The following is an 18,774-nucleotide window of genomic DNA, read 5'->3' as shown; positions in this document are numbered from 1 at the left end:
ACTCCAAGACAGAAGGATCACGCACCCATGCTACAGATCCAGGCCACGTTCCAACTGCGCGAAGTAAGCCGTTTTGCACGCCCAGGTCCGACGGTTGGCGGATCGGTGGATCGTGGTCGGTAAGCGACAAAAAGCTGTTTTTGTACACAGCGTTTGTACACAGAGGTCGGTTTTTGCAGAATCTGGAAATGAGAGCCAATATCCATGCGGTTCTTGATGCCCTCAGTTCGAATCCAGTACTGCCTACCAGAGTACCTGGCACGGCGGATGCGCGTGCCCCCTGAAAGACCGCAAAACCCCAGGTTCTGCGGTCTTTTTGTTTGCGGCGCTGCGTGGTGTTACTGCAGCGCAAAATCGACGCGGGTCGTGGGGCTGGTATCTTCTCCGCTGGGGGCGTCCACCTTGGGCGCAACAATGAAAACCCGGTCAGTCAGGTTTTGCGCGGTGGCCAGAATTTGTTCGTACACTGATTGTGCACGGGCCTGGGCGAGCCGGATCAGCGCCTGTTTGCCTTTCTTGCTGGCCTTTTCGTCGGCTTTGGGGTCCGCGCGGCCGATGATGTCCATCTTCAGCGCCGGGCGGTCGTTCAGTGCCTTGATCAGTGTGGCAATGCTGCTCCTGGCGGCGTCATCGAGTGCTGCGCTGTCTGGTGCAAATTCGATGCGTGACAGGTCGGCACCGCCTGCGCCCCCGAATGCCGAGGCCAGCAGCTTGAACGGAGCCGTGATCGCCTTGGCCAAGGTGTTCACAATGACCTTCACGATGATGCCACCCACCGAAAATTGCGGATCATCCAGCGAACCAGAGATAGGCACGTCCATATCGATGTTGCCGCTGGAGTCTTTCAGCAGTGAGACGGCCAGCAGTACCGGAAGCTTGATCGCGTCGGGGCTGCCAGATGGGTCGCCGAAGGTCAGCTGATTGAGCACCACCTTGTTGGTAGCCTGAAGCTGTCGGTCCTTGATCTGGTATTGCAGGTCGACTGACAGCTTGCCGCGTTCGATGGCATAGCCCACGTACTTGGATGAATACGTAGTGAATCGGGGTAAATCCACGTTTTTGGCCGAGGCCTTCAGGTCCAGTGCAAGGTAGCGTGTGAATGGCTGCACCGTGCCGGAGACCGAGAAGGGCGCGGTATTGTAGACACGGCCCGCCACGCTGACCGTGGCGGGTGTGGGTCGGGTCGAGGACACAGCACTGAGGGTCCCATTGATGGCCGAGAGTTCTGCGCGGTAGTTCGGGCGGACGAAATGGTCGTTGAATGTCATGCGGCCATTGCGGAGATTGACGCTGTGGATGGAAATATCAGGTTCTGCGCTGCCGTGATGTCGTAGCCTTTCACGTGAGGCCGTATGGGCGCGCCGCGTCTGCGTATCTTGTGTGATGGAGCCTGCAGCACGGCCCTTGTCGACCAGGATGTCCGTGACGTTCAGGTGGGCATTGCTGTTGAGCAGAATATTGCCGTAGAAGCCATCCAGCAGGATGTCGCCCAGGCCCAGCTGCAGCCTCGAGCCGTCGGCCGTAATCCTCATGTTGGACAGGCCCAGGTGTTTCCAGTTCAGGAATGGCGCTTTGTTGACGCGATCCTCCAGGTTGAAGCCGTTGACCTCGATTGCACCTCGCCAGTCTGCGCGCAGGGGTTTTGTGCCCCACGCGGGTGCAAACTCCGCGCGGCCACGCGCACCCAGGGACAGACTGCGCACCGTGGCATTCAGGCGGGAGGCCACGTACGGGGCGAGTGTGGCTGCGTTGAACTTTGTCAGATCAACCGAGGTTTCGATTTTCAGCGGCTGCGTTGTGAAGGTGCCCTTGAGTGCAAGGGTTCCGTGTTTTTGGATACCGTCTGCCCTTAGGGTGAAACTGGTGGGTTTCGCGTCCAGCCCCAGCCGGTTTGCGTCCAGTGCCAGCGAACCTACAGAGACGTCTACGCCGGGTTTGGTGGAATCGTCGCGCATGGCAAATTGCGCCAGCGCCAGTTTGACGTCACGGGCCTCAAATTGCTTGCCCGCCATGTCCACTTTGGCGGCGAGGCTCAGGCGGCCTTCCTTCACAGTGATGGGGGCAAAGTGATGCAAGGCCTTGGCCAGGGGAGCAAGCGCCAGCTTGTTGAGCTCGATCTGGGCCTGGATCGACAGAGGTTGCAGCATGACGGGAGCTTTGATCATCAGGGAGCTGCCGTCGGTCGGGTTGCTCATGCTGAGTTGCGCGGCTATGGGCTGGTCTTTGACCTGTGGCCAGTTGATGTGCTGGGCGTCGGCTGCAAGGCCTTGCAGCGAGTAGTTCAGGGCGATGGGGTCATCTTGCAGGTGCACCTTGCCGCCGTTCAGTTTGAAGGCACCGACGGAGAGCTTCCAGCTGGGTGGAGTGGGAGTCGGCGCGGGGAGGGTCTCGGCTGTCGTGGTTTTGAGAGATTGGTCGGTTGCGGGAGCAGGGCCGCCTAGTTTGGAAAGCCCTGCGACCACGCGTTGCCAGTTCAGTTGCCTGGCGTCCTGATGGATCTCTACCTGAGGATCGTCCAGGGTGATGGTGTCGATGGAGAGCGATTGCGCATCAAGGGCCGCCTTCACGCCTTGGAGTTCGAGTCTGTCCCAATGGACGAGCGGCGTCCCGGTTGCTTCAGTCAGGTCCAGTTCGCGCACCCCCAGGTCGCCTTGCACCTGGACTCGTGGAGCCTCGTTTTGGGGTTGCTCAACGGACACCTTGAGCTGTGAATCGAGCAGGGCGCTCTTGAGCGTGACTGGCAGGGACAGGGGCCAGAAATCCGCCCATTTGTCGAGGGCCAGACCGTTCAGGGCCACGTTCAGGGTGTACGCAGGGGCTGCGTCGAAGGGCAGGGCGGTTCCGGCGACAGTCAATGGGCTACCGTTGACGTGCATGTGGATCGCGGGCTGCACGGCGATCTGGGTGGCGTAGCTCAGCGATGAGATGAAAGGCAGGCTCACGACGAGGTCGTCGATTGTTTGCTGACGGCCGGTTACCTTGTCGTCCAGGCGGATCGTGCCTCCTGTCAGCGACAGATTGTTCAGAGAGAAGCGGGGCAGTCCTTGTGTCGCAGGCTTGGAGGCGGCTGGCTTTTGCGCCGATTCGGCCTCGATGTGGTCGATGATGTCAGAAAAATTGAAGTGGGCGGCACCCGTGCGCACCAGCGAGAGCTGAGGCTGTTCGATCTGCAGACGATCCAGGATGGGCGCAAACAGAATGATGGAACGCCAGGCTATCCGCAGGTCGATCTTGCTGATCTGGAGCAATGGGGGGGACTGCGGTTTTTCGATGACGAGGTCTTGTGCGCTGAGTGCAAGGGTGAATGGATTGAAGCGGATCTGGCCCACTTTGACCTCGCGCCCCAGCAATTGGGCAACATTCTGCGTCAGGGCATGGTGCAAGGCCTTGGGCACCAGCCACGCAGAGAGCGCAGCCACGAGAAGCAGGCCGACTACGATACCCGATAGAATCTTGCCTGCTCGGCGGCTGAGCTTGAGAACAGGCGTTCGTAACGGCATCGCGTGGCTTCCTGCTGGTGTTGCTGTGGGCTTCGTGTGCGGTGGGGGCTTGAAGAGCCGCGCCACCCCTGCGGTTTTTGATCCATTATCGCCGTCGAGTTCTCGTGCGTCCATTCGACCGCCTTATCTTTGCGATTCTCCAGAAGTCTCCGATGTTGCGGGCATTCGCCGTCGCGCCACTTTTTTGCTGCCAAAAGGCGCATGAAAATTGCTTGTTGCAAACCGGGTTGCTACACTGGTAAGCATTCCTTGTGCATGGTAATTTCAGTTGACTTTCTACGCGGCGCAGGCCGCGTTTCGCATTTTTGGGGCAAGATTAAATGGTTTGCATCACCCTTCCTGATGGCTCGCAGCGGCAATTCGATCAGCCGGTTTCCGTGCATGACGTTGCCTATTCCATCGGAAAGAGCCTGGGGCGTGCAGCGCTGGGCGGGCGCGTCGCGTCGGCCGGAGAGGCGCCTCATCTGGTCGACACCAGCCATGTCATCGACCACGATGCCAGCCTGAGCATCATTACCGAAAAAGATCCTGAAGGTCTGGACCTCATCCGCCATTCCACGGCGCATCTGTTGGCCTATGCCGTGAAGTCCCTGTTTCCAGAGGCACAGGTCACCATCGGGCCCGTCATCGAAAACGGCTTCTATTACGATTTCTCGTTTCATCGGCCCTTCACGCCTGAAGACCTTGACGCCATCGAAAAGAAAATGGCCGAGCTTGCGCGCCTGGATGAGCCCGTGGTGCGCGAGGTCTGGGCTCGAGATGACGCCGTCAAATTCTTTCGTGGCATCGGCGAAGCCTACAAGGCGGAAATCATTGCCTCGATCCCGGCGGATCAGACCATCAGCCTGTATCGCGAGGGCCAGTTCGTGGACCTCTGCCGTGGGCCTCACGTACCCTCCACCGGTCATCTGCGCGTCTTCAAATTGATGAAGGTGGCCGGGGCCTATTGGCGCGGCGACAGCAACAACGAGATGTTGCAACGCATCTATGGCACAGCCTGGGCCCGCAAAGAAGACCAGGACGCCTACCTGAACATGCTTGAGCAGGCGGAGCTACGAGATCACCGGCGCATTGGCCGTGAGCTCGACTTGTTCCATTTTCAGGACGAAGCGCCTGGGCTGATCTTCTGGCACCCCAAGGGTTGGACCATCTGGCAGCAGGTTGAACAGTACATGCGTCAGGTGTACCAGGAAAACGGTTACCAGGAAGTCAAGGCGCCGCAGATTCTGGACCTATCCCTGTGGAAGAAAACCGGCCACTGGGACAACTACAAAGAAAACATGTTCACGACCGAGTCGGAGAACCGTGTTTATGGCCTCAAGCCCATGAATTGCCCTGGCCATGTACAAATTTTCAAGGCAGGGCTGCATTCATATCGTGAGCTGCCGCTGCGCTACGGTGAGTTTGGTCAGTGCCACCGCAACGAGTCATCAGGCTCTCTGCACGGGCTGATGCGCGTGCGCGGATTTACGCAAGACGATGGTCATATTTTCTGTACTGAAGACCAACTGCTCGACGAGTGTGCGGCTTTTACCAAGCTGCTGCAAAAGGTCTATGCCGATTTTGGTTTTACCGAAATTCTGTACAAGGTGTCGACTCGCCCTGAAAAACGCATTGGTGCCGACGAGGTCTGGGACAAGGCCGAGCACGCCTTGCAGCAAAGCCTCGATATGTCGCATTGCGCCTACGAAATCTCTGTGGGCGAGGGCGCTTTCTATGGTCCCAAGATCGAATACACGCTCAAAGACGCCATTGGGCGCCATTGGCAGTGCGGAACCATTCAGGTCGATTTTTCCATGCCGCAGCGTCTGGGTGCCGAATACGTGGATGCCCAGGATCAGCGGCGCCCGCCTGTCATGCTGCACCGCGCAATCCTGGGGTCGCTCGAGCGCTTCATTGGTATCCTGATCGAAAACCATGCAGGTGCGCTGCCCGCTTGGCTGGTCCCGCATCACGCAGTCGTTTGCTGCATTTCCGACAGCTCCGCCGCGTACGCGGAACAAGTCGCCCAGTCACTGGTCCAACAGGGATATCGGGTGTTCTCTGACGTGCGGGGCGAAAAGATCAACAAGAAGGTGCGCGAACACAGTTTGCAAAAGATCCCCTATATTCTCGTTGTAGGTGACAAAGAACGCGAAGCGGGGGCCGTGGCGGTTCGAGGCCGCGGCAAGCAGGATCTTGGTGTCATGCCGCTCGCGCAGTTCGTGCAGCATTTGCAGCAAGATATTCAGTCCAAGGGGCTGAGTCAAACCGGAAGCGCTCAGGCTGCGGCCTGAGGTTTCCACTTTTCTAAATTCTAGGAGTTTCAGACATCGCAACCGAAAAGAAGAACCGTGTAAACGGTGAAATCCGTATCCACGAAGTTCGCCTGATAGGCGTGGATGGTGAGCAACTGGGCATCTATCGTACGGCTGACGCCTTGGCATTGGCTGAAGAACACGACGTCGACCTGGTCGAAATTGCACCGACTGCCAGTCCGCCCGTTTGCCGCTTGATGGATTACGGCAAGTTCAAGTACCAGGAGCAGAAGCGCCAGCAAGAAGCCCGGTCGCGCCAGAAAGTCATTCAGGTCAAGGAAGTCAAATTTCGGCCTGGCACGGACGAAGGCGATTATCAGGTCAAGTTGCGTAATCTGCGTCGGTTCATTGAAGAAGGCGACAAGGCCAAAGTCACACTGAGGTTCCGTGGCCGCGAAATGGCTCACCAAGACCTCGGGATGAAAGTCCTTGAACGGGTGCGCGACGATCTTGGCGACACGGTTCAGGTCGAGGCCATGCCGAAGCTCGAAGGCCGTCAAATGGTCATGGTGCTGGCGCCACGCAAGAAAGTCGGCAAGCAAGGCGAGGCCGCCTGATCGAAGCTTGGGGTGTGCCGACGCGGGTGTGCCGGCCGCTGTACATTTGGGGCAATCATGCATTTTTTGTTCGTCGTTGATCCTTTGCCGGCGCTCAAGGCCTATAAGGACTCATCGGTTGCCATGATGCGCAGTCTCGCGGCGCGCGGGCACACCTTTAGTTTCTCCCTCATGGGAGATCTCTATATCCGCGAGGGTCAGGTTCGTGTGTCGGCAACCGCCATGCAGTTGCGTGCCGACGCAGATTGGCACGGTCACGACTGGTGGGTACAAGAATCGGCCCAAGACCGCTCATTGACAGATTTCGATGGCGTGCTGATGCGCAAGGATCCTCCATTCGATATGGAATACGTCTACGCGACGCACTTGTTCGATTATGCGGCGGCGCAGGGCGCGCGGATTTTCAACAGCGGTGCCGGAATTCGAAACCATCCTGAAAAGCTGGCCATCACCGAATTTCCGCAATATACAGTGCCTACGCTCGTCAGCCGTCACATGGATCGTCTGCGGGCGTTTCACGACGAGTATCACGACGTGATCGTGAAACCGCTCGACGGCATGGGCGGGGCGGGTGTGTTCCGCCTGCTGCCACAAGAGCCCAATCTGGGTGCCATCCTCGAGACCTTGACCGAGCAGGGCACGCGTAGCGTGATGGTGCAGCGCTACATCCCCGAGATTACCCAGGGCGATAAACGCATTCTCATCATCGGCGGTGAGCCTATCCCGTTTGCGCTGGCCCGAATGCCCCTCAAGGGCGAGACGCGGGCCAATCTGGCGGCAGGTGGCCACGGGGTGGCCCAACCACTCACGTCGCATGACCGAGAGATGGCCGAGTTCGTAGGCCGCGCGTTGGTGTCACGAGGCCTGCTGCTGATCGGGCTGGACGTCATTGGTCGATTCATCACTGAAATCAACGTCACGAGCCCGACCTGTTTTGTAGAAATTGCTGAACAGACGGGGTTTGACGTGGCAGCGCACTATGTTCAGGCGCTGGAGCGGGCAGTGGGGGCTGGGTGATGGGCACGACGCGGATTGCACTGATCATGCACACGCCCTTGGGGGCGGCTTTCGATGCGTGCGCCGCTCATGTGCTGGGTCGCGTGCCGGATTTGAAGGTATTTGACATCGAACCGGATGCCGAGCCTGAGACAAAGTCTGCCGAGGTGCTTGCATGGCTGCGTGAAGGGGGACTGGATACCCCTGCGCTGATGCTCTGCGATTTGTATGGCGCGACGCCTTTCAATATTGCGGCGGTAGCGCAACGCCGGGCCCAGGAAGAAGGCTATATCGTGCACCTTCTGACAGGGACCAACGCCTGCATGGTGCTCAAGGCCTTGACGGATCAGCAGGAAAACCCTGATTCTCTCAGTGAGCGCGTGCGTGAGGGGGCGCTGCGCGGTATCGTAAACGCTGAACCCCCGCCAGAATGCTAGAGAGCCTAGACAGGAGTCCGAATACATGCCAATCGTCGATCTGGTCGTGACCAACAAGCTGGGCCTGCATGCGCGGGCTGCTGCCAAATTGACCCAGCTCGCGGGGCGCTTCCAGAGCGAGATCTTTATTTCGCGGGGTGCGCAGCGTGTCAACGCGAAGAGCATCATGGGGGTCATGATGCTGGCAGCCGGCCTGGGGGTGACGGTGCGTATCGATGCACGGGGGACCGATGAGGAACAGGCAATCAATGACATTCGCGCTTTGTTTGATCAAAAGTTTGGAGAATCCGAGTAGGTGAGGCGCGGATGGAAGCGGCAACCGAGTCTTTGATCGCTCCGACACCAGAAGCTTTGTCATCCAGCCTGTGTCTTTATGGCCAGGGGGTTGTTCGCGGCTACGCCATCGGGCGTGCCGTGGTGATGAGTGCCGCAGCCCTCGAGGTGGCGCACCATCGCTTGGCGGTGGGTGAGGTCGAGCGTGAGCAGGCGCGCTTTCGGGAGGCGGTCGAAACAGCGGTGCAGGATTTGCACCAGATGGCCGACACTCTGCCCGAGGATGCTCCGCGCGAGCTGGGCGGGCTGCTCTCGGTGCATGCGCTGCTGCTGCAGGACCCGATGTTGGTGCAGTCGGTATGTCAGTTGATCGCCGAGCGTCAGTACAACGCCGAGTGGGCGCTGACCAGTCAGGGGCAGATTCTTGCTGAACAGTTTGCCACCATAGAAGACAATTATCTGCGCGAGCGCAGCGCCGACGTCCGCCAAGTGATCGAACGCGTGCTGCGGGTGCTGTCCGGGTCCGTGCAGTGGCTGCCCAATTTCGATACGGTCGATTCCGATGGCAGTCTGATCGTGGTGGCCCGAGACATCTCTCCGGCTGACATGATGCGTCTGCGCGGAGGGAAGTTTTCCGCCTTTCTCACCGACCTTGGCGGTGCAACCTCGCACACTGCGATCGTCGCGCGCAGCATGAATGTGCCGGCCGTGGTGGGTATGGGATGGGTGCGTACGGTAGTTCGCGATGGCGACCAGCTGATCGTCGATGGGCTCAACGGGATGGTGCTGGTCAATCCATCCCCCGCCGTCTTGCAGGAATACCGTGACATTCAAGCAGCGTTTCTCCGAGAGCGCGATGAATTGAAGACCTTGCGTTTTGCTCCCGCCGTGACGCTTGACGGCGTGTGCATCCGCATGGAGGCCAACATCGAGTTGCCTGAGGAGGCGGCCGATGCATTGGCTGCCGGAGCCGAAGGCATCGGCCTTTTTCGCAGCGAGTTTCTCTTCATGGGGCGCCCCGATCTTCCTGGTGAGGACGAGCAGTACGAGGCATACGCTTCGGTTGTGCACACCATGGCCGGCAAGCCAGTCACAATTCGCACGCTCGATGTCGGTGCCGACAAGACGCTGGATGGTGAAGCCACCGTGGCCGCCAACCCGGCGCTGGGTTTGCGCGCAATTCGCTATTGCCTGGCCAAGCCGGACCTTTTCAACACGCAGCTGCGGGCGTTGTTGCGTGCGGCGGCGTTGGGCCCTGTTCGTGTGCTGTTCCCCATGGTCTCGCATATGCAGGAAATCCAGGCTGCCCGGCGCGCGTTGGCGCGCGCTGCAGAAGAACTGCGCAGCGAGGGCATTACGCATAGCACTGACGTGCAACTGGGGGCGATGGTCGAGATCCCAGCCATGGCGATTGCCATCGAACCGTTCGCCGAGGCACTCGATTTTCTGTCCATAGGCACCAACGACCTCATTCAGTACGTGCTGGCCATCGACCGCGGCGACAAAGACGTGGCAGCGTTGTACGACCCCATGCACCCAGCCGTGTTGCGCTTGATTGCGCACACCATCAATGTCGGCGAGCGAGTCGGCAAACCCGTGTCGATCTGTGGCGAGATGGCTGGCGACGTACGTGTCACGCGCATGTTGCTCGGGCTTGGTCTGACGGGGTTTTCCATGCATCCGCAGCAGTTGCTGGACGTCAAGAAAGAAATCCGTCTCGCACATACCAACGCGCTGCGCACCAAGGTGGCTGCCGCGCTCAATCGCGCTGAGCGCATCGACCTCGCAAATTTGTCTGCCTAGCCGTTCGCGGCGGATGACGTGAAAGCGGGACATGGGCGTTGCGCGGTGAACCGCGTTTTGTGTCCAGTTGTTCAGCTTCCTGGAAGGATCCTGACGCTCAATCGCGTGAAATTCCTCTGTGATACCCGCGACTTGCCATTTCGGTGGGCGCCTGTGTGCCTGAAAACAGTATTTACATGTCAGGGTTTACCCGGGTCAATGGGCGGCTAGAATCGTAACAAAGCCGGTTGTAACGGATCGGTCCTGAAGATGATCTGTGGCGGTAGTGCATGGCTCGGGTTCAAGATGATCGCCAGCTTGCCTATTGCAGATAAGCAGAGCTTTTAAATAGGGAAGAACATGAATATGACGCGCAAAACTCTGGCAATGATCGCCGTTCTGGCATCCGTGAGCCTGCTGGCTGCCTGCTCGAAGAGCGAAGACAAGACCGCTTCGGAATCGTCCAGCGCCCCCTCGACCACGGCTCCTTCGACGGCGCCCGCGGCTCCGGCCGCGCCGGCACCTGATGGCGCTGCGCAGCAACCGCAGAGTGCTCCGGCGGACCAGCAATCCATGGGTGACAAGGTCAAGGATGCTGCGGCTGCTGCCAAGGATAAGGCTGCCGCAGCGGGCGACGCAATTGCCGACAACGCCGATAAAGCTGCCAAGAAAGCGGGCGAAGTAGCGACCGACGCCCGTGCCTCCGTGGCTGAAGGCGCTGCCAAGGCGAACGCCGCCATTCAAGGTGCCATTGGCAATAACTCAAAGTAATCGCCTGAATTGATTGCTTGTCACGAGGCGGTGCGCTCCACGCCGATCTGCCTTCGTGGCATCACTGCATCGACTATGGGGAGTTGCCCGGGTGGCATGAATCATCCGGGCGCGACGCCCGAAGCATCGCGCTTGTTTTAGAGTAGACGAATGGGCCCCGTATGGTGGCCCTATTCGTTTACTTGGGGCCGCGATGTCGCTTGCCGTACTCTCCAGTCGTGCCTTGCTTGGCCTGCGGGCGTGCGCGGTTCAGGTCGAGGTCCACGTAGGCAGTGGGCTGCCTTCCTTTACTCTGACGGGGCTGCCCGGGGCGGGAGTCCGCGAGAGTCGCGATCGCGTGCGGTCGGCCATTTTGAGCAGCGGTTTCGAATTTCCCAACGGTCGCATCACGGCCAATCTGGCCCCTGCCGATTTACCCAAAGATTCAGGCCGTTTCGATCTGCCCATTGCGTTGGCGGTGCTCATGGCCAGCGGTCAGGTCGTGGATATCAACGGTGTGGCGCCCGAGGTCAGACACGTTGTTCTGGCTGGCGAGCTTTCGCTTACGGGGGCGATTGTCCCCACGGGCTCGGCCTTGGCGATTGCGTTGGCTGTTGCGCAGGACGATCCGCAGGCGATACTCATCATGGGCGCACAGTCCGCAGCCGTTGCCGCCTTGGTCCCCGGGCTCAAGGTCCTGTCTGCCACCAGTCTTTCAGCCGTCGTGGCGCATTTTCGGGCGGGGCAGCCCTTGCCTGTCGCCGAACCTGTGGCTTGGGCCAGCAAGCCGGCTGGTGAAGCACTGTGCCTGTCTGACGTGCGAGGTCAGGTGATGGCGCGACAAGCGCTGGTGCTGGCTGCAGCGGGGGGGCATAGTCTGCTCTTTTGCGGTCCTCCGGGGGTAGGCAAGAGCATGCTGGCCCAGCGGCTGCCGGGCTTGTTGCCACCGCTTTCCAGGCGCGATGCACTCGAGGTCGCTGCCGTTCAAGGGTTGGTGCGCTCGCTGGATGCCTTGCCGCTGAGCGCCCCGTTTCGGGCGCCGCATCATGGGGCGTCCACTTCGGCGCTGGTGGGCGGCGGTGCCCACCCGCGTCCTGGAGAAATCAGCCTTGCCCATCGGGGCGTTCTCTTTTTGGACGAATTGCCCGAATTCGACCGCCGTGCGCTCGAGGCGCTGCGTGAGCCGCTGGAAACAGGCCATATCACGATTGCTCGTGCGGCCGGAAGTTGTTGCTTTCCGGCAAGCTTTCAGCTCGTGGCAGCCATGAACCCCTGTCCTTGCGGTTATCTGGGGCATCCGCGAGATACCTGCCGCTGCACCCCCGAGCGCATCGCGCAGTACTGCAATCGCGTATCGGGGCCGCTGCTCGATCGGATCGATCTGCATGTCACGCTGACACTGGAGCGCCGCCTGCTGGACTTGCCTGCTGGTGAGTCCAGTGCGGAAATCCAGGGCCGAGTGCAAAAGGCACAGGTGCTTCAGCACGGTCGGCAGGGGTGCCTCAATGCGCGACTGGATGTCGCTTCCCTGGAGCGGTATGCGGCCCTCGATGCCAAGGGGCAGGCGAGCCTGATGAGCGCCATTGGGCGTTGGACGCTGTCGGCCCGGGCTGTCCACCGGATCATGCGTGTGGCGCGTACTCTGGCCGATCTGGAAGAATCCGAAGGCGTGCAGGACGAGCACGTACGGACGGCCGTGGGCTTCAGGCCAGTTGCCGTCGGCGCCTGAGCCCACTCAGTGGGCCGCTCGGCGGCCATGGCGGATAGGTGAGCAGGTAAAATGAAGCCATCCGCATTTCATTCAAGGGGCCATCATGATTCCTCCCAATCAATGGTTTGACGATTTTCAGAAGAACGTCTCCGAGCTGCTGGCCAAGACTCCGGCTGCCGATATCGAGCGCACCATGAAAGCCTTCATGACGCAGACTTTTGCACGCATGGATCTCATCACGCGCGAAGAATTTGACGTGCAGGCCGAGCTCCTGGCGCGTTCACTCAAACGGGTCAGCACACTCGAATCTCGTATCGAGGCCCTCGAGCAATCAGCTCAAAGTGGCAGCAAAGTCGACAAAGCTGAATAAATCATCCTATAATCAAGGGCTTTTTTCGTTTTTCGATAAAAGCAGCGGGTCACGTTGCTTGTTGCGCGCGGGGCCTTGCAAGCATTGTGCAAATGCCGGGTTTGAGAAGTGCCCGATTCTCGGGCCACCTGGGTTTGCCAAGTCAACAGAGTGTTGTCATGCCCAAAATGAAGAGCAAAAAAGGCGCTTCCAAGCGCTTTAAGATGCGCGGCAGTGGATCGTTCAAGCGCGGTCAGGCGTTCAAACGCCATATCCTGACCAAGAAGACCACGAAGAGCAAACGCCAACTGCGTGGTTCGGCTGCTGTCCATGAAACGAACGTTGCCTCAGTGAAGGCGATGTTGCCTTTCGCCTGATCGGAGATTTCACATGCCTCGCGTCAAACGCGGCGTCACTGCACGTGCACGCCATAAAAAAGTCATTCAGGCTGCCAAGGGTTACCGCGGCCGTCGTGGAAACGTATTTCGCATCGCCAAGCAGGCCGTCATGCGTGCCGGCCAGTATGCCTATCGCGACCGCCGCAACAAGAAGCGCACCTTCCGCGCACTATGGATCGCTCGAATCAACGCGGGTTGCCGTGAACTGGGCGTTACCTATAGCGTCTTCATCGCCGGGTTGCGCAAGGCCTCGATCGAACTCGATCGCAAGGTGCTCGCCGACATGGCCGTGAACGACAAGGCAGGTTTTGCCGCCGTCGTGGCCCAGGCGAAATCCGCATTGGCCGCCTGATCGATACAGTTTCGTTTTCGATTCTGTCTCATCGCAAACGGAGCTCTCCTGGGCTCCGTTTGCGTTTTGGAAGCAATACGACATGGATACTACGCTCGCTGAGTTGATCACCCAGGCCCGAACCCGTTTTGCGCAGGCTTCGGACCCCGCCACTCTCGAAAATGAAAAAGCCGTCTTCCTGGGAAAGCAGGGCTCGGTGACTGCCTTGCTCAAGGAGCTTGCGGCTCTCAAGGGCGACGAGAAGCGCACGCGCGGGGCGGAAATCAACCAGGCCAAGCAGCAGGTCGAGGCCTTGCTCAACGAGCGCCGTGCCCAGCTTGCACAAGCCAAGCTTGATGAGCGCCTTGCCGCCGAAAAGGTCGACGTGACCTTGCCTGGACGGGGAAGGGCAACCGGCGGCATCCACCCTGTCATCCGAACCTGGCAGCGCGTGGAGCAGATCTTTCGTTCCATTGGCTTCGATGTGGCCGATGGCCCCGAGATCGAGGACGACTGGACCAACTTTACCGCCCTGAACAATCCCGAGAATCACCCGGCACGGTCCATGCAGGATACGTTCTATGTGGACATGCAGGATTCTCATGGCCTGCCGCTGGTCCTGCGTACGCACACCAGCCCCATGCAGGTGCGTTATGCGCGCATGAACAAGCCGCCGATCAAGGTCATCGCTCCAGGCCGTACCTACCGCGTCGACAGCGACGCCACACACTCACCCATGTTTCACCAGGTCGAAGGCCTGTGGATTGCCGAAGACATCTCTTTTGCCGATCTCAAGGGCGTCTACACGAATTTCCTGCAGGCCTTCTTCGAGACGGAAGACCTTACCCTGCGCTTTCGGCCGTCGTTCTTCCCCTTCACCGAGCCTTCGGCCGAGATTGACATGATGTTCACCTCGGGACCCAACCAAGGGCGTTGGCTTGAAATCTCCGGGTCGGGGCAGGTGCACCCGCAAGTCGTGCGCAATTTCGGGCTTGATCCAGAACGCTACATTGGGTTCGCCTTTGGTTCGGGCCTCGAACGCCTCACGATGCTGCGCTATGGGGTCAACGATCTGCGCCAGTTCTTCGAAGGTGATCTGCGCTTTCTGCGCCAGTTCAACGCCTGAGCCCTTGTTCATACGGAATTCGAATCATGCAATTTCCAGAATCTTGGCTGCGTACCTGGGCCAACCCTGATATCGATGCACAGGCGCTTGCACATCGCCTGACCATGGCGGGCCTTGAAGTCGAGGAGGCCGATCCCTACGCGCCGCCTTTCTCGGGGGTGGTGGTGGCTCGCATCGAGGCGGTTGAAAGCCACCCCGATGCCGACAAGCTCCACGTCTGTCGCGTCAATGACGGCTCGGGCGAGCTGCAGCAGATCGTGTGCGGCGCGCCGAATGCTGCTGCTGGGCTGGTGGTGCCGCTTGCGCGTGTGGGCGCGACACTTCCGGGTGGCATGAAGATCGGTCCGGTCAGAATGCGCGGCGTGCAGTCCAACGGCATGCTGTGTTCGTCGCGTGAGCTGGGATTGTCGCAAGACCACGCAGGGCTGCTTGAGCTGCCCGCCGATCTCGTTCCGGGTACTGACTTGCGCAAGGCGCTGGATCTGGACGACACCATTTATCTTCTCAAGCTCACGCCCAACCGGGCGGATTGTCTGTCCATTGCCGGTGTGGCGCGTGAAGTGGCCGCCCTTACGGGGTGTGCGCTGCATGAGCCCAAGGTACCGCAGGTCCCGGTCAGCATTCCGGATCGCGTGCCGGTCGATGTCCAGGCGCCTGATCTCTGCGGTCGTTATGCCGGCCGCGTCGTGCGCGGGGTCAATGCCCGCGCCGCCACGCCGGACTGGATGAAATCCCGGCTCGAACGCGCTGGGCAACGCTCCGTGTCGGCGCTGGTGGACATTTCCAACTATGTGATGCTGGAACTGGGTCGGCCCACTCACGTGTTCGACCTGCAGCGTATTCGTGCTGGCTTGGCCGTACGTTGGGCCAAAGAGGGCGAGCGTCTCGAACTGCTCAATGGCCAGACGATAGACCTGACGGCCGATGTCGGTGTCATCCTCAGCCAGAACGTCCCCGAGAGCCTGGCGGGCATCATGGGCGGGCAGGCTTCGGCCGTGACGCTGGATACCACCGACATCTATCTGGAGGCGGCGTTCTGGTTCCCCGAGGCCATCATGGGGCGCCCGCGCCGCTACAAGCTGACGTCCGAGGCGGGCCATCGTTTCGAGCGTGGCGTGGATTTCTCTACCGTCCCTCAACACCTCGAAATTCTGACGCAACTGGTTCTCGACATCTGCGGTGGACAGGCTGGCCCGCTGGACGACCAGATCATCCGTTTGCCCGAACGCGCTCCTGTGCGCATGCGTCTGTCGCGCTGCATCAAGGTGCTGGGCATCACTCTGTCTGCAGACGATGTGGCCAGCGTATTCACCCGACTCGGGTTGACGTTTCTCCAGCAGGGCGATGATTTCATTGTGACCCCGCCTGCTGCGCGCTTCGATCTTTCCATTGAAGAAGATCTGATTGAAGAAGTCGCTCGCATTCATGGCTTTGACCTCATTCCTGATGAGCCTCCGGTGGCGCCCGCACGGATGCGGGTCCAGCCTGAGGTTTGCTATGGCCTGCATGCCATGCGGGCAGAAATGGCGGCTCTCGATTACCAGGAAGTCATCAATTTTTCGTTTGTGGAAGACGCCTGGGAGCGCGACTATTGCGGCAATGCGGACCCAATCCGCCTGCTGAACCCGATCGCGAGTCAACTGGCCGTGATGCGCTCCAGCCTGATTGGCGGGCTGCTTGCCAATATCGCTCACAATGCCAAGCACCGGCAGAGCCGTGTCCGCCTGTTTGAGGTAGGGCGTGTGTTTTCCCGCGATGCCTCGGTGACGGACGGCGATCTTGCGGTCGCGGGTGTGGCGCAGCCCACGCACCTGGCTGCGGCGGCCTGGGGGCCGGCGGTTCCGGAGCAGTGGGGGGTGAGTACCCGTGCGGTTGATTTCTTCGACGTGAAGCATGACCTGGTGTCTTTGCTGGGGGCACGGGCCGTGGAGCTACGTTGCGAACCCGCCGTGCACCCTGCGCTGCATCCGGGACGTAGTGCGCGGCTGGTGCTGGCAGGCAAGGCCATTGGTTGGCTGGGAGAAGTTCATCCCCGTTGGGCCCAGGCGCTGGACCTGGGACACGCACCCGTTGTGTTCGAGCTTGATACCGCGGCGATTGGTGAGCGGGTCTTTCCGCAGCCCACCGAGCTGTCACGCCAGCCCACGGTGGTGCGCGACCTGGCCGTCTGGGTCGCCGCCGCCCTGCCGTGGCAGGCCATCCTTGATACACTTGAACACGAGGTGTCAACGGATGAAGCCCTTGATGTTGTCAAGGACATTAAACTGTTCGACATCTGGAGGGATGCTGAATCAGGCGATCGACGCAGCCTCGCGCTGCGATTCTGGTTCCAGGGGCGAGATGCCACGCTGGACGAGCACCAGATCGATTACTGCATGCAGCGCCTGACCGACGCATTATCCCGGGTACACGGGGCGCGCCTGCGCTAGGAGGACACATTGGTGAATGACGGAACACTGACCAAAGCTCAGCTGGCCGAACTTTTGTTCGAACGGGTGGGCTTGAACAAGCGCGAAGCCAAGGACGTCGTCGATACGTTCTTCACTGAAGTTCGCGACGCTCTCATCCAGGGGGTTGAAGTCAAGCTTTCTGGATTTGGCAGTTTCCAGGTGCGTCAGAAGCCGCCGCGTCCGGGGCGCAATCCCAAGACGGGCGAGGTCATTCCCATCCTGGCGCGCCGGGTAGTCACGTTTCACGCCAGTCAGAAGCTCAAAGAGGGTGTCGCCGGAGATGCTTCATGATGCTGGCTGCCAGCTCCGCGCCTTTGCCTCCCATTCCAGCCAAGCGCTATTTCACCATTGGCGAGGTCAGTGAACTCTGCGGCGTGAAGCCGCACATTCTGCGCTACTGGGAACAAGAATTCGCGCAGCTCAAACCCGTCAAGCGGCGAGGTAATCGGCGCTATTACCAGCACCACGAAGTGCTGTTGGTGCGCCGTATTCGCGACCTGCTCTACGAGCAAGGCTTCACCATCGCAGGGGCGCGTAATCGCCTCGGAGACGGCAGCGAGGTTCCTCACGATCAGGATGCGGCTATCCGCCTCTCTGCTGCAGAGCTGCAGGCTTTGCGCGCAGGCCTGATTGCTGCGCGCGATGGCCTTTCGCAGGCGCTGTCGGATTAATGTTTTGGTAGCGGGGCGGTGTTCTGGGTGGACACGACTTCGTGAACCACGCTCGTGGGCGTAGTCCTCACGCTGGCCCAGGTCACGATCGCGATCAATATCACGAGCACTGCCCCTACTGCAGCCCCAGTGATCGCGGCCTTGCGGCTAGGGTGTCTGAGCATCTGAGGAATCGGAACGCGTTTGAGCCAGGCTGCCCACGAAATCGTGGGGTGCTGGCGTCGGGCAGTACGGGTCCGTTCGCGCGTTTCTCCGAGCACTGTGGCGGCTTCGGGAGCCTCGAACGTCATGCCCAGTGTCTGCTGGATGCGAGGAAGCAACGTATCGGGCGCAGCGGCGTGAGGCAGCGCGTCCACGATGCCTAGCAGGTAGGCCTCCCATTTCAGGGCGCGGGCGGCCGCGGCATCGTCATGCGCGAGTAGCGTTTGAATGTCCTGCGCTTGGTCGGCCATGTCCAGACCCAGCACGTAGCGCGCGATTTCAGGGTCAGAGTACGAACGCTGGGCTTTCATGCGCGTACAGCCTCGTCGATACGTGCGAGTGCCGATTCTATTGAAGCCTGGATGTCGGGTTCGGACCGGTCCAATTTCTCGGCGATGTGGGCGTAATCCCCACCGTGCAGATAGGCCTGTAGCAGCGCGTCCAGCTGGGGTTGCGGTAAAGACGCCAGGGTGTTGGCGATGGCACCGGAGTCAGGTTGAGGATTCAGGACTGGAAGTGGAGGCTGTTCCCGCGCTTCGCCCGAGGCGGTCAATTGATGCAAGTGGCTGAGTGCGCGGTAGCGCAGGATGCTGTACATCCAGGCGCGCGCCGTTCCCAGCGAGGCGCTGTAGCCTGCTGCATTGCGCCATATGAGGACGAAGGTTTCGTGCACGACCTCTTCGGCTTCGTTTCCCAGCATGTGCTGCACCAGCGTGAACATGGGGCCGGCTTCTTGTGTGAACAGCGCCAGAAAGGCCGAGCGATCACCCGCCGCGCAAGCGGTGAGTTCGGCTTCGTAGTCAAAAACGGAAACGCTCATACCTCGTGTACGACTCTAGGGAACGTGCAGGCACGATCCTGGGGTTTTCGAAATGAGATCTATTGTATGCGCTGTTCCTTTTGAGGGTCGTATCGAAATTCCTCAACCAGGCAAGGCAGGGTTTG

At 60.1% G+C, this 18,774-nt stretch carries 18 protein-coding genes; 15 read left to right on the top strand and 3 right to left on the bottom strand.

Annotation, left to right across the window (positions count from 1 at the left end; all coding sequences use genetic code 11):
• Positions 1 to 338: 338 nt before the first annotated feature.
• Positions 339 to 3,500, bottom strand: a complete 3,162-nt coding sequence (locus tag VF285_RS14290; RefSeq protein ID WP_346953301.1) for a DUF748 domain-containing protein — start codon at positions 3,498 to 3,500, stop codon at positions 339 to 341.
• 320 nt (positions 3,501 to 3,820) lie between these two features.
• Here VF285_RS14290 and thrS point away from each other — a divergent pair, with 320 nt between their 5' ends.
• From thrS to VF285_RS14215, 15 genes are all read left to right on the top strand, one after another.
• On the top strand, positions 3,821 to 5,776 hold the full coding sequence (gene thrS / locus VF285_RS14285; protein ID WP_346953300.1) for a threonine--tRNA ligase: 1,956 nt from the start codon (positions 3,821 to 3,823) through the stop codon (positions 5,774 to 5,776).
• A 17-nt stretch (positions 5,777 to 5,793) separates the two neighbouring features.
• The gene (gene infC, locus VF285_RS14280; RefSeq protein ID WP_346953315.1) at positions 5,794 to 6,354 is read left to right on the top strand and encodes a translation initiation factor IF-3; all 561 of its coding nucleotides are present in this window, start codon (positions 5,794 to 5,796) and stop codon (positions 6,352 to 6,354) included.
• Between the two features lie 57 nt (positions 6,355 to 6,411).
• Positions 6,412 to 7,371, top strand: coding sequence for a glutathione synthase (gene gshB, locus VF285_RS14275; RefSeq protein ID WP_346953299.1), 960 nt, complete (start codon positions 6,412 to 6,414; stop codon positions 7,369 to 7,371).
• Positions 7,371 to 7,787, top strand: a complete 417-nt coding sequence (locus VF285_RS14270; RefSeq protein ID WP_346953298.1) for a PTS sugar transporter subunit IIA — start codon at positions 7,371 to 7,373, stop codon at positions 7,785 to 7,787. The genes gshB and VF285_RS14270 overlap by 1 nt, the downstream gene beginning before the upstream one ends.
• A 25-nt stretch (positions 7,788 to 7,812) precedes the next feature.
• Entirely contained in the window at positions 7,813 to 8,082 is a 270-nt protein-coding gene (locus VF285_RS14265) for an HPr family phosphocarrier protein (RefSeq protein ID WP_346953297.1), read from the top strand.
• Positions 8,083 to 8,093: 11 nt separating this feature from the next.
• A complete protein-coding gene (gene ptsP / locus VF285_RS14260) occupies positions 8,094 to 9,863 on the top strand; it encodes a phosphoenolpyruvate--protein phosphotransferase (RefSeq protein ID WP_346953296.1) in 1,770 nt (589 codons plus the stop codon).
• A gap of 345 nt (positions 9,864 to 10,208) precedes the next feature.
• The gene (locus VF285_RS14255) at positions 10,209 to 10,613 is read left to right on the top strand and encodes a hypothetical protein (protein ID WP_346953295.1); all 405 of its coding nucleotides are present in this window, start codon (positions 10,209 to 10,211) and stop codon (positions 10,611 to 10,613) included.
• A 193-nt stretch (positions 10,614 to 10,806) separates the two neighbouring features.
• Positions 10,807 to 12,321: a YifB family Mg chelatase-like AAA ATPase gene (locus VF285_RS14250; protein ID WP_346953294.1), complete on the top strand. Its 1,515-nt coding sequence runs from the start codon at positions 10,807 to 10,809 to the stop codon at positions 12,319 to 12,321.
• An 85-nt stretch (positions 12,322 to 12,406) separates the two neighbouring features.
• Entirely contained in the window at positions 12,407 to 12,673 is a 267-nt protein-coding gene (locus VF285_RS14245; protein WP_346953293.1) for an accessory factor UbiK family protein, read from the top strand.
• 158 nt (positions 12,674 to 12,831) lie between these two features.
• The gene (rpmI, locus tag VF285_RS14240; RefSeq protein WP_346953292.1) at positions 12,832 to 13,029 is read left to right on the top strand and encodes a 50S ribosomal protein L35; all 198 of its coding nucleotides are present in this window, start codon (positions 12,832 to 12,834) and stop codon (positions 13,027 to 13,029) included.
• A gap of 13 nt (positions 13,030 to 13,042) precedes the next feature.
• A complete protein-coding gene (rplT, locus tag VF285_RS14235; RefSeq protein ID WP_346953291.1) occupies positions 13,043 to 13,402 on the top strand; it encodes a 50S ribosomal protein L20 in 360 nt (119 codons plus the stop codon).
• An 82-nt stretch (positions 13,403 to 13,484) separates the two neighbouring features.
• A complete protein-coding gene (gene pheS, locus VF285_RS14230) occupies positions 13,485 to 14,507 on the top strand; it encodes a phenylalanine--tRNA ligase subunit alpha (protein ID WP_346953290.1) in 1,023 nt (340 codons plus the stop codon).
• Between the two features lie 26 nt (positions 14,508 to 14,533).
• The gene (gene pheT / locus VF285_RS14225; protein ID WP_346953289.1) at positions 14,534 to 16,936 is read left to right on the top strand and encodes a phenylalanine--tRNA ligase subunit beta; all 2,403 of its coding nucleotides are present in this window, start codon (positions 14,534 to 14,536) and stop codon (positions 16,934 to 16,936) included.
• A 9-nt stretch (positions 16,937 to 16,945) separates the two neighbouring features.
• Positions 16,946 to 17,248: an integration host factor subunit alpha gene (locus VF285_RS14220; protein WP_346953288.1), complete on the top strand. Its 303-nt coding sequence runs from the start codon at positions 16,946 to 16,948 to the stop codon at positions 17,246 to 17,248.
• Positions 17,245 to 17,628, top strand: coding sequence for a MerR family transcriptional regulator (locus VF285_RS14215; RefSeq protein WP_346953287.1), 384 nt, complete (start codon positions 17,245 to 17,247; stop codon positions 17,626 to 17,628). Before VF285_RS14220 ends, VF285_RS14215 begins: the two co-directional genes overlap by 4 nt.
• On the opposite strand, the gene VF285_RS14210 is transcribed toward VF285_RS14215, so the two are convergent.
• Positions 17,625 to 18,140: a hypothetical protein gene (locus tag VF285_RS14210; RefSeq protein ID WP_346953286.1), complete on the bottom strand. Its 516-nt coding sequence runs from the start codon at positions 18,138 to 18,140 to the stop codon at positions 17,625 to 17,627. The two genes, VF285_RS14215 and VF285_RS14210, sit on opposite strands and share 4 nt — an antisense overlap.
• On the bottom strand, positions 18,137 to 18,649 hold the full coding sequence (locus VF285_RS14205) for a sigma factor (protein WP_346953285.1): 513 nt from the start codon (positions 18,647 to 18,649) through the stop codon (positions 18,137 to 18,139). The genes VF285_RS14210 and VF285_RS14205 overlap by 4 nt, the downstream gene beginning before the upstream one ends.
• Positions 18,650 to 18,774 lie beyond the last annotated feature (125 nt).

The organism is Castellaniella sp., from assembly GCF_036379515.1.
Lineage (GTDB): Bacteria > Pseudomonadota > Gammaproteobacteria > Burkholderiales > Burkholderiaceae_B > Castellaniella.
The sequence above is the reverse complement of the archived record's forward strand: the minus strand, read 5'-3'. Positions and strand labels throughout refer to the sequence as shown.

Bases quoted from the DNA above. Each gene is read 5' to 3' on its own strand.
- gshB (WP_346953299.1), top strand. From the start codon at position 6,412: ATGCATTTTTTGTTCGTCGTTGATCCTTTGCCGGCGCTCAAGGCCTAT.
- VF285_RS14250 (WP_346953294.1), top strand. From the start codon at position 10,807: ATGTCGCTTGCCGTACTCTCCAGTCGTGCCTTGCTTGGCCTGCGGGCG.
- pheT (WP_346953289.1), top strand. From the start codon at position 14,534: ATGCAATTTCCAGAATCTTGGCTGCGTACCTGGGCCAACCCTGATATC.
- ptsP (WP_346953296.1), top strand. From the start codon at position 8,094: ATGGAAGCGGCAACCGAGTCTTTGATCGCTCCGACACCAGAAGCTTTG.
- VF285_RS14255 (WP_346953295.1), top strand. From the start codon at position 10,209: ATGACGCGCAAAACTCTGGCAATGATCGCCGTTCTGGCATCCGTGAGC.
- VF285_RS14215 (WP_346953287.1), top strand. From the start codon at position 17,245: ATGATGCTGGCTGCCAGCTCCGCGCCTTTGCCTCCCATTCCAGCCAAG.
- VF285_RS14245 (WP_346953293.1), top strand. From the start codon at position 12,407: ATGATTCCTCCCAATCAATGGTTTGACGATTTTCAGAAGAACGTCTCC.
- VF285_RS14270 (WP_346953298.1), top strand. From the start codon at position 7,371: ATGGGCACGACGCGGATTGCACTGATCATGCACACGCCCTTGGGGGCG.
- VF285_RS14265 (WP_346953297.1), top strand. From the start codon at position 7,813: ATGCCAATCGTCGATCTGGTCGTGACCAACAAGCTGGGCCTGCATGCG.
- VF285_RS14210 (WP_346953286.1), bottom strand. From the start codon at position 18,140: ATGAAAGCCCAGCGTTCGTACTCTGACCCTGAAATCGCGCGCTACGTG.
- pheS (WP_346953290.1), top strand. From the start codon at position 13,485: ATGGATACTACGCTCGCTGAGTTGATCACCCAGGCCCGAACCCGTTTT.
- rplT (WP_346953291.1), top strand. From the start codon at position 13,043: ATGCCTCGCGTCAAACGCGGCGTCACTGCACGTGCACGCCATAAAAAA.
- VF285_RS14205 (WP_346953285.1), bottom strand. From the start codon at position 18,649: ATGAGCGTTTCCGTTTTTGACTACGAAGCCGAACTCACCGCTTGCGCG.
- thrS (WP_346953300.1), top strand. From the start codon at position 3,821: ATGGTTTGCATCACCCTTCCTGATGGCTCGCAGCGGCAATTCGATCAG.
- rpmI (WP_346953292.1), top strand. From the start codon at position 12,832: ATGCCCAAAATGAAGAGCAAAAAAGGCGCTTCCAAGCGCTTTAAGATG.
- VF285_RS14290 (WP_346953301.1), bottom strand. From the start codon at position 3,500: ATGCCGTTACGAACGCCTGTTCTCAAGCTCAGCCGCCGAGCAGGCAAG.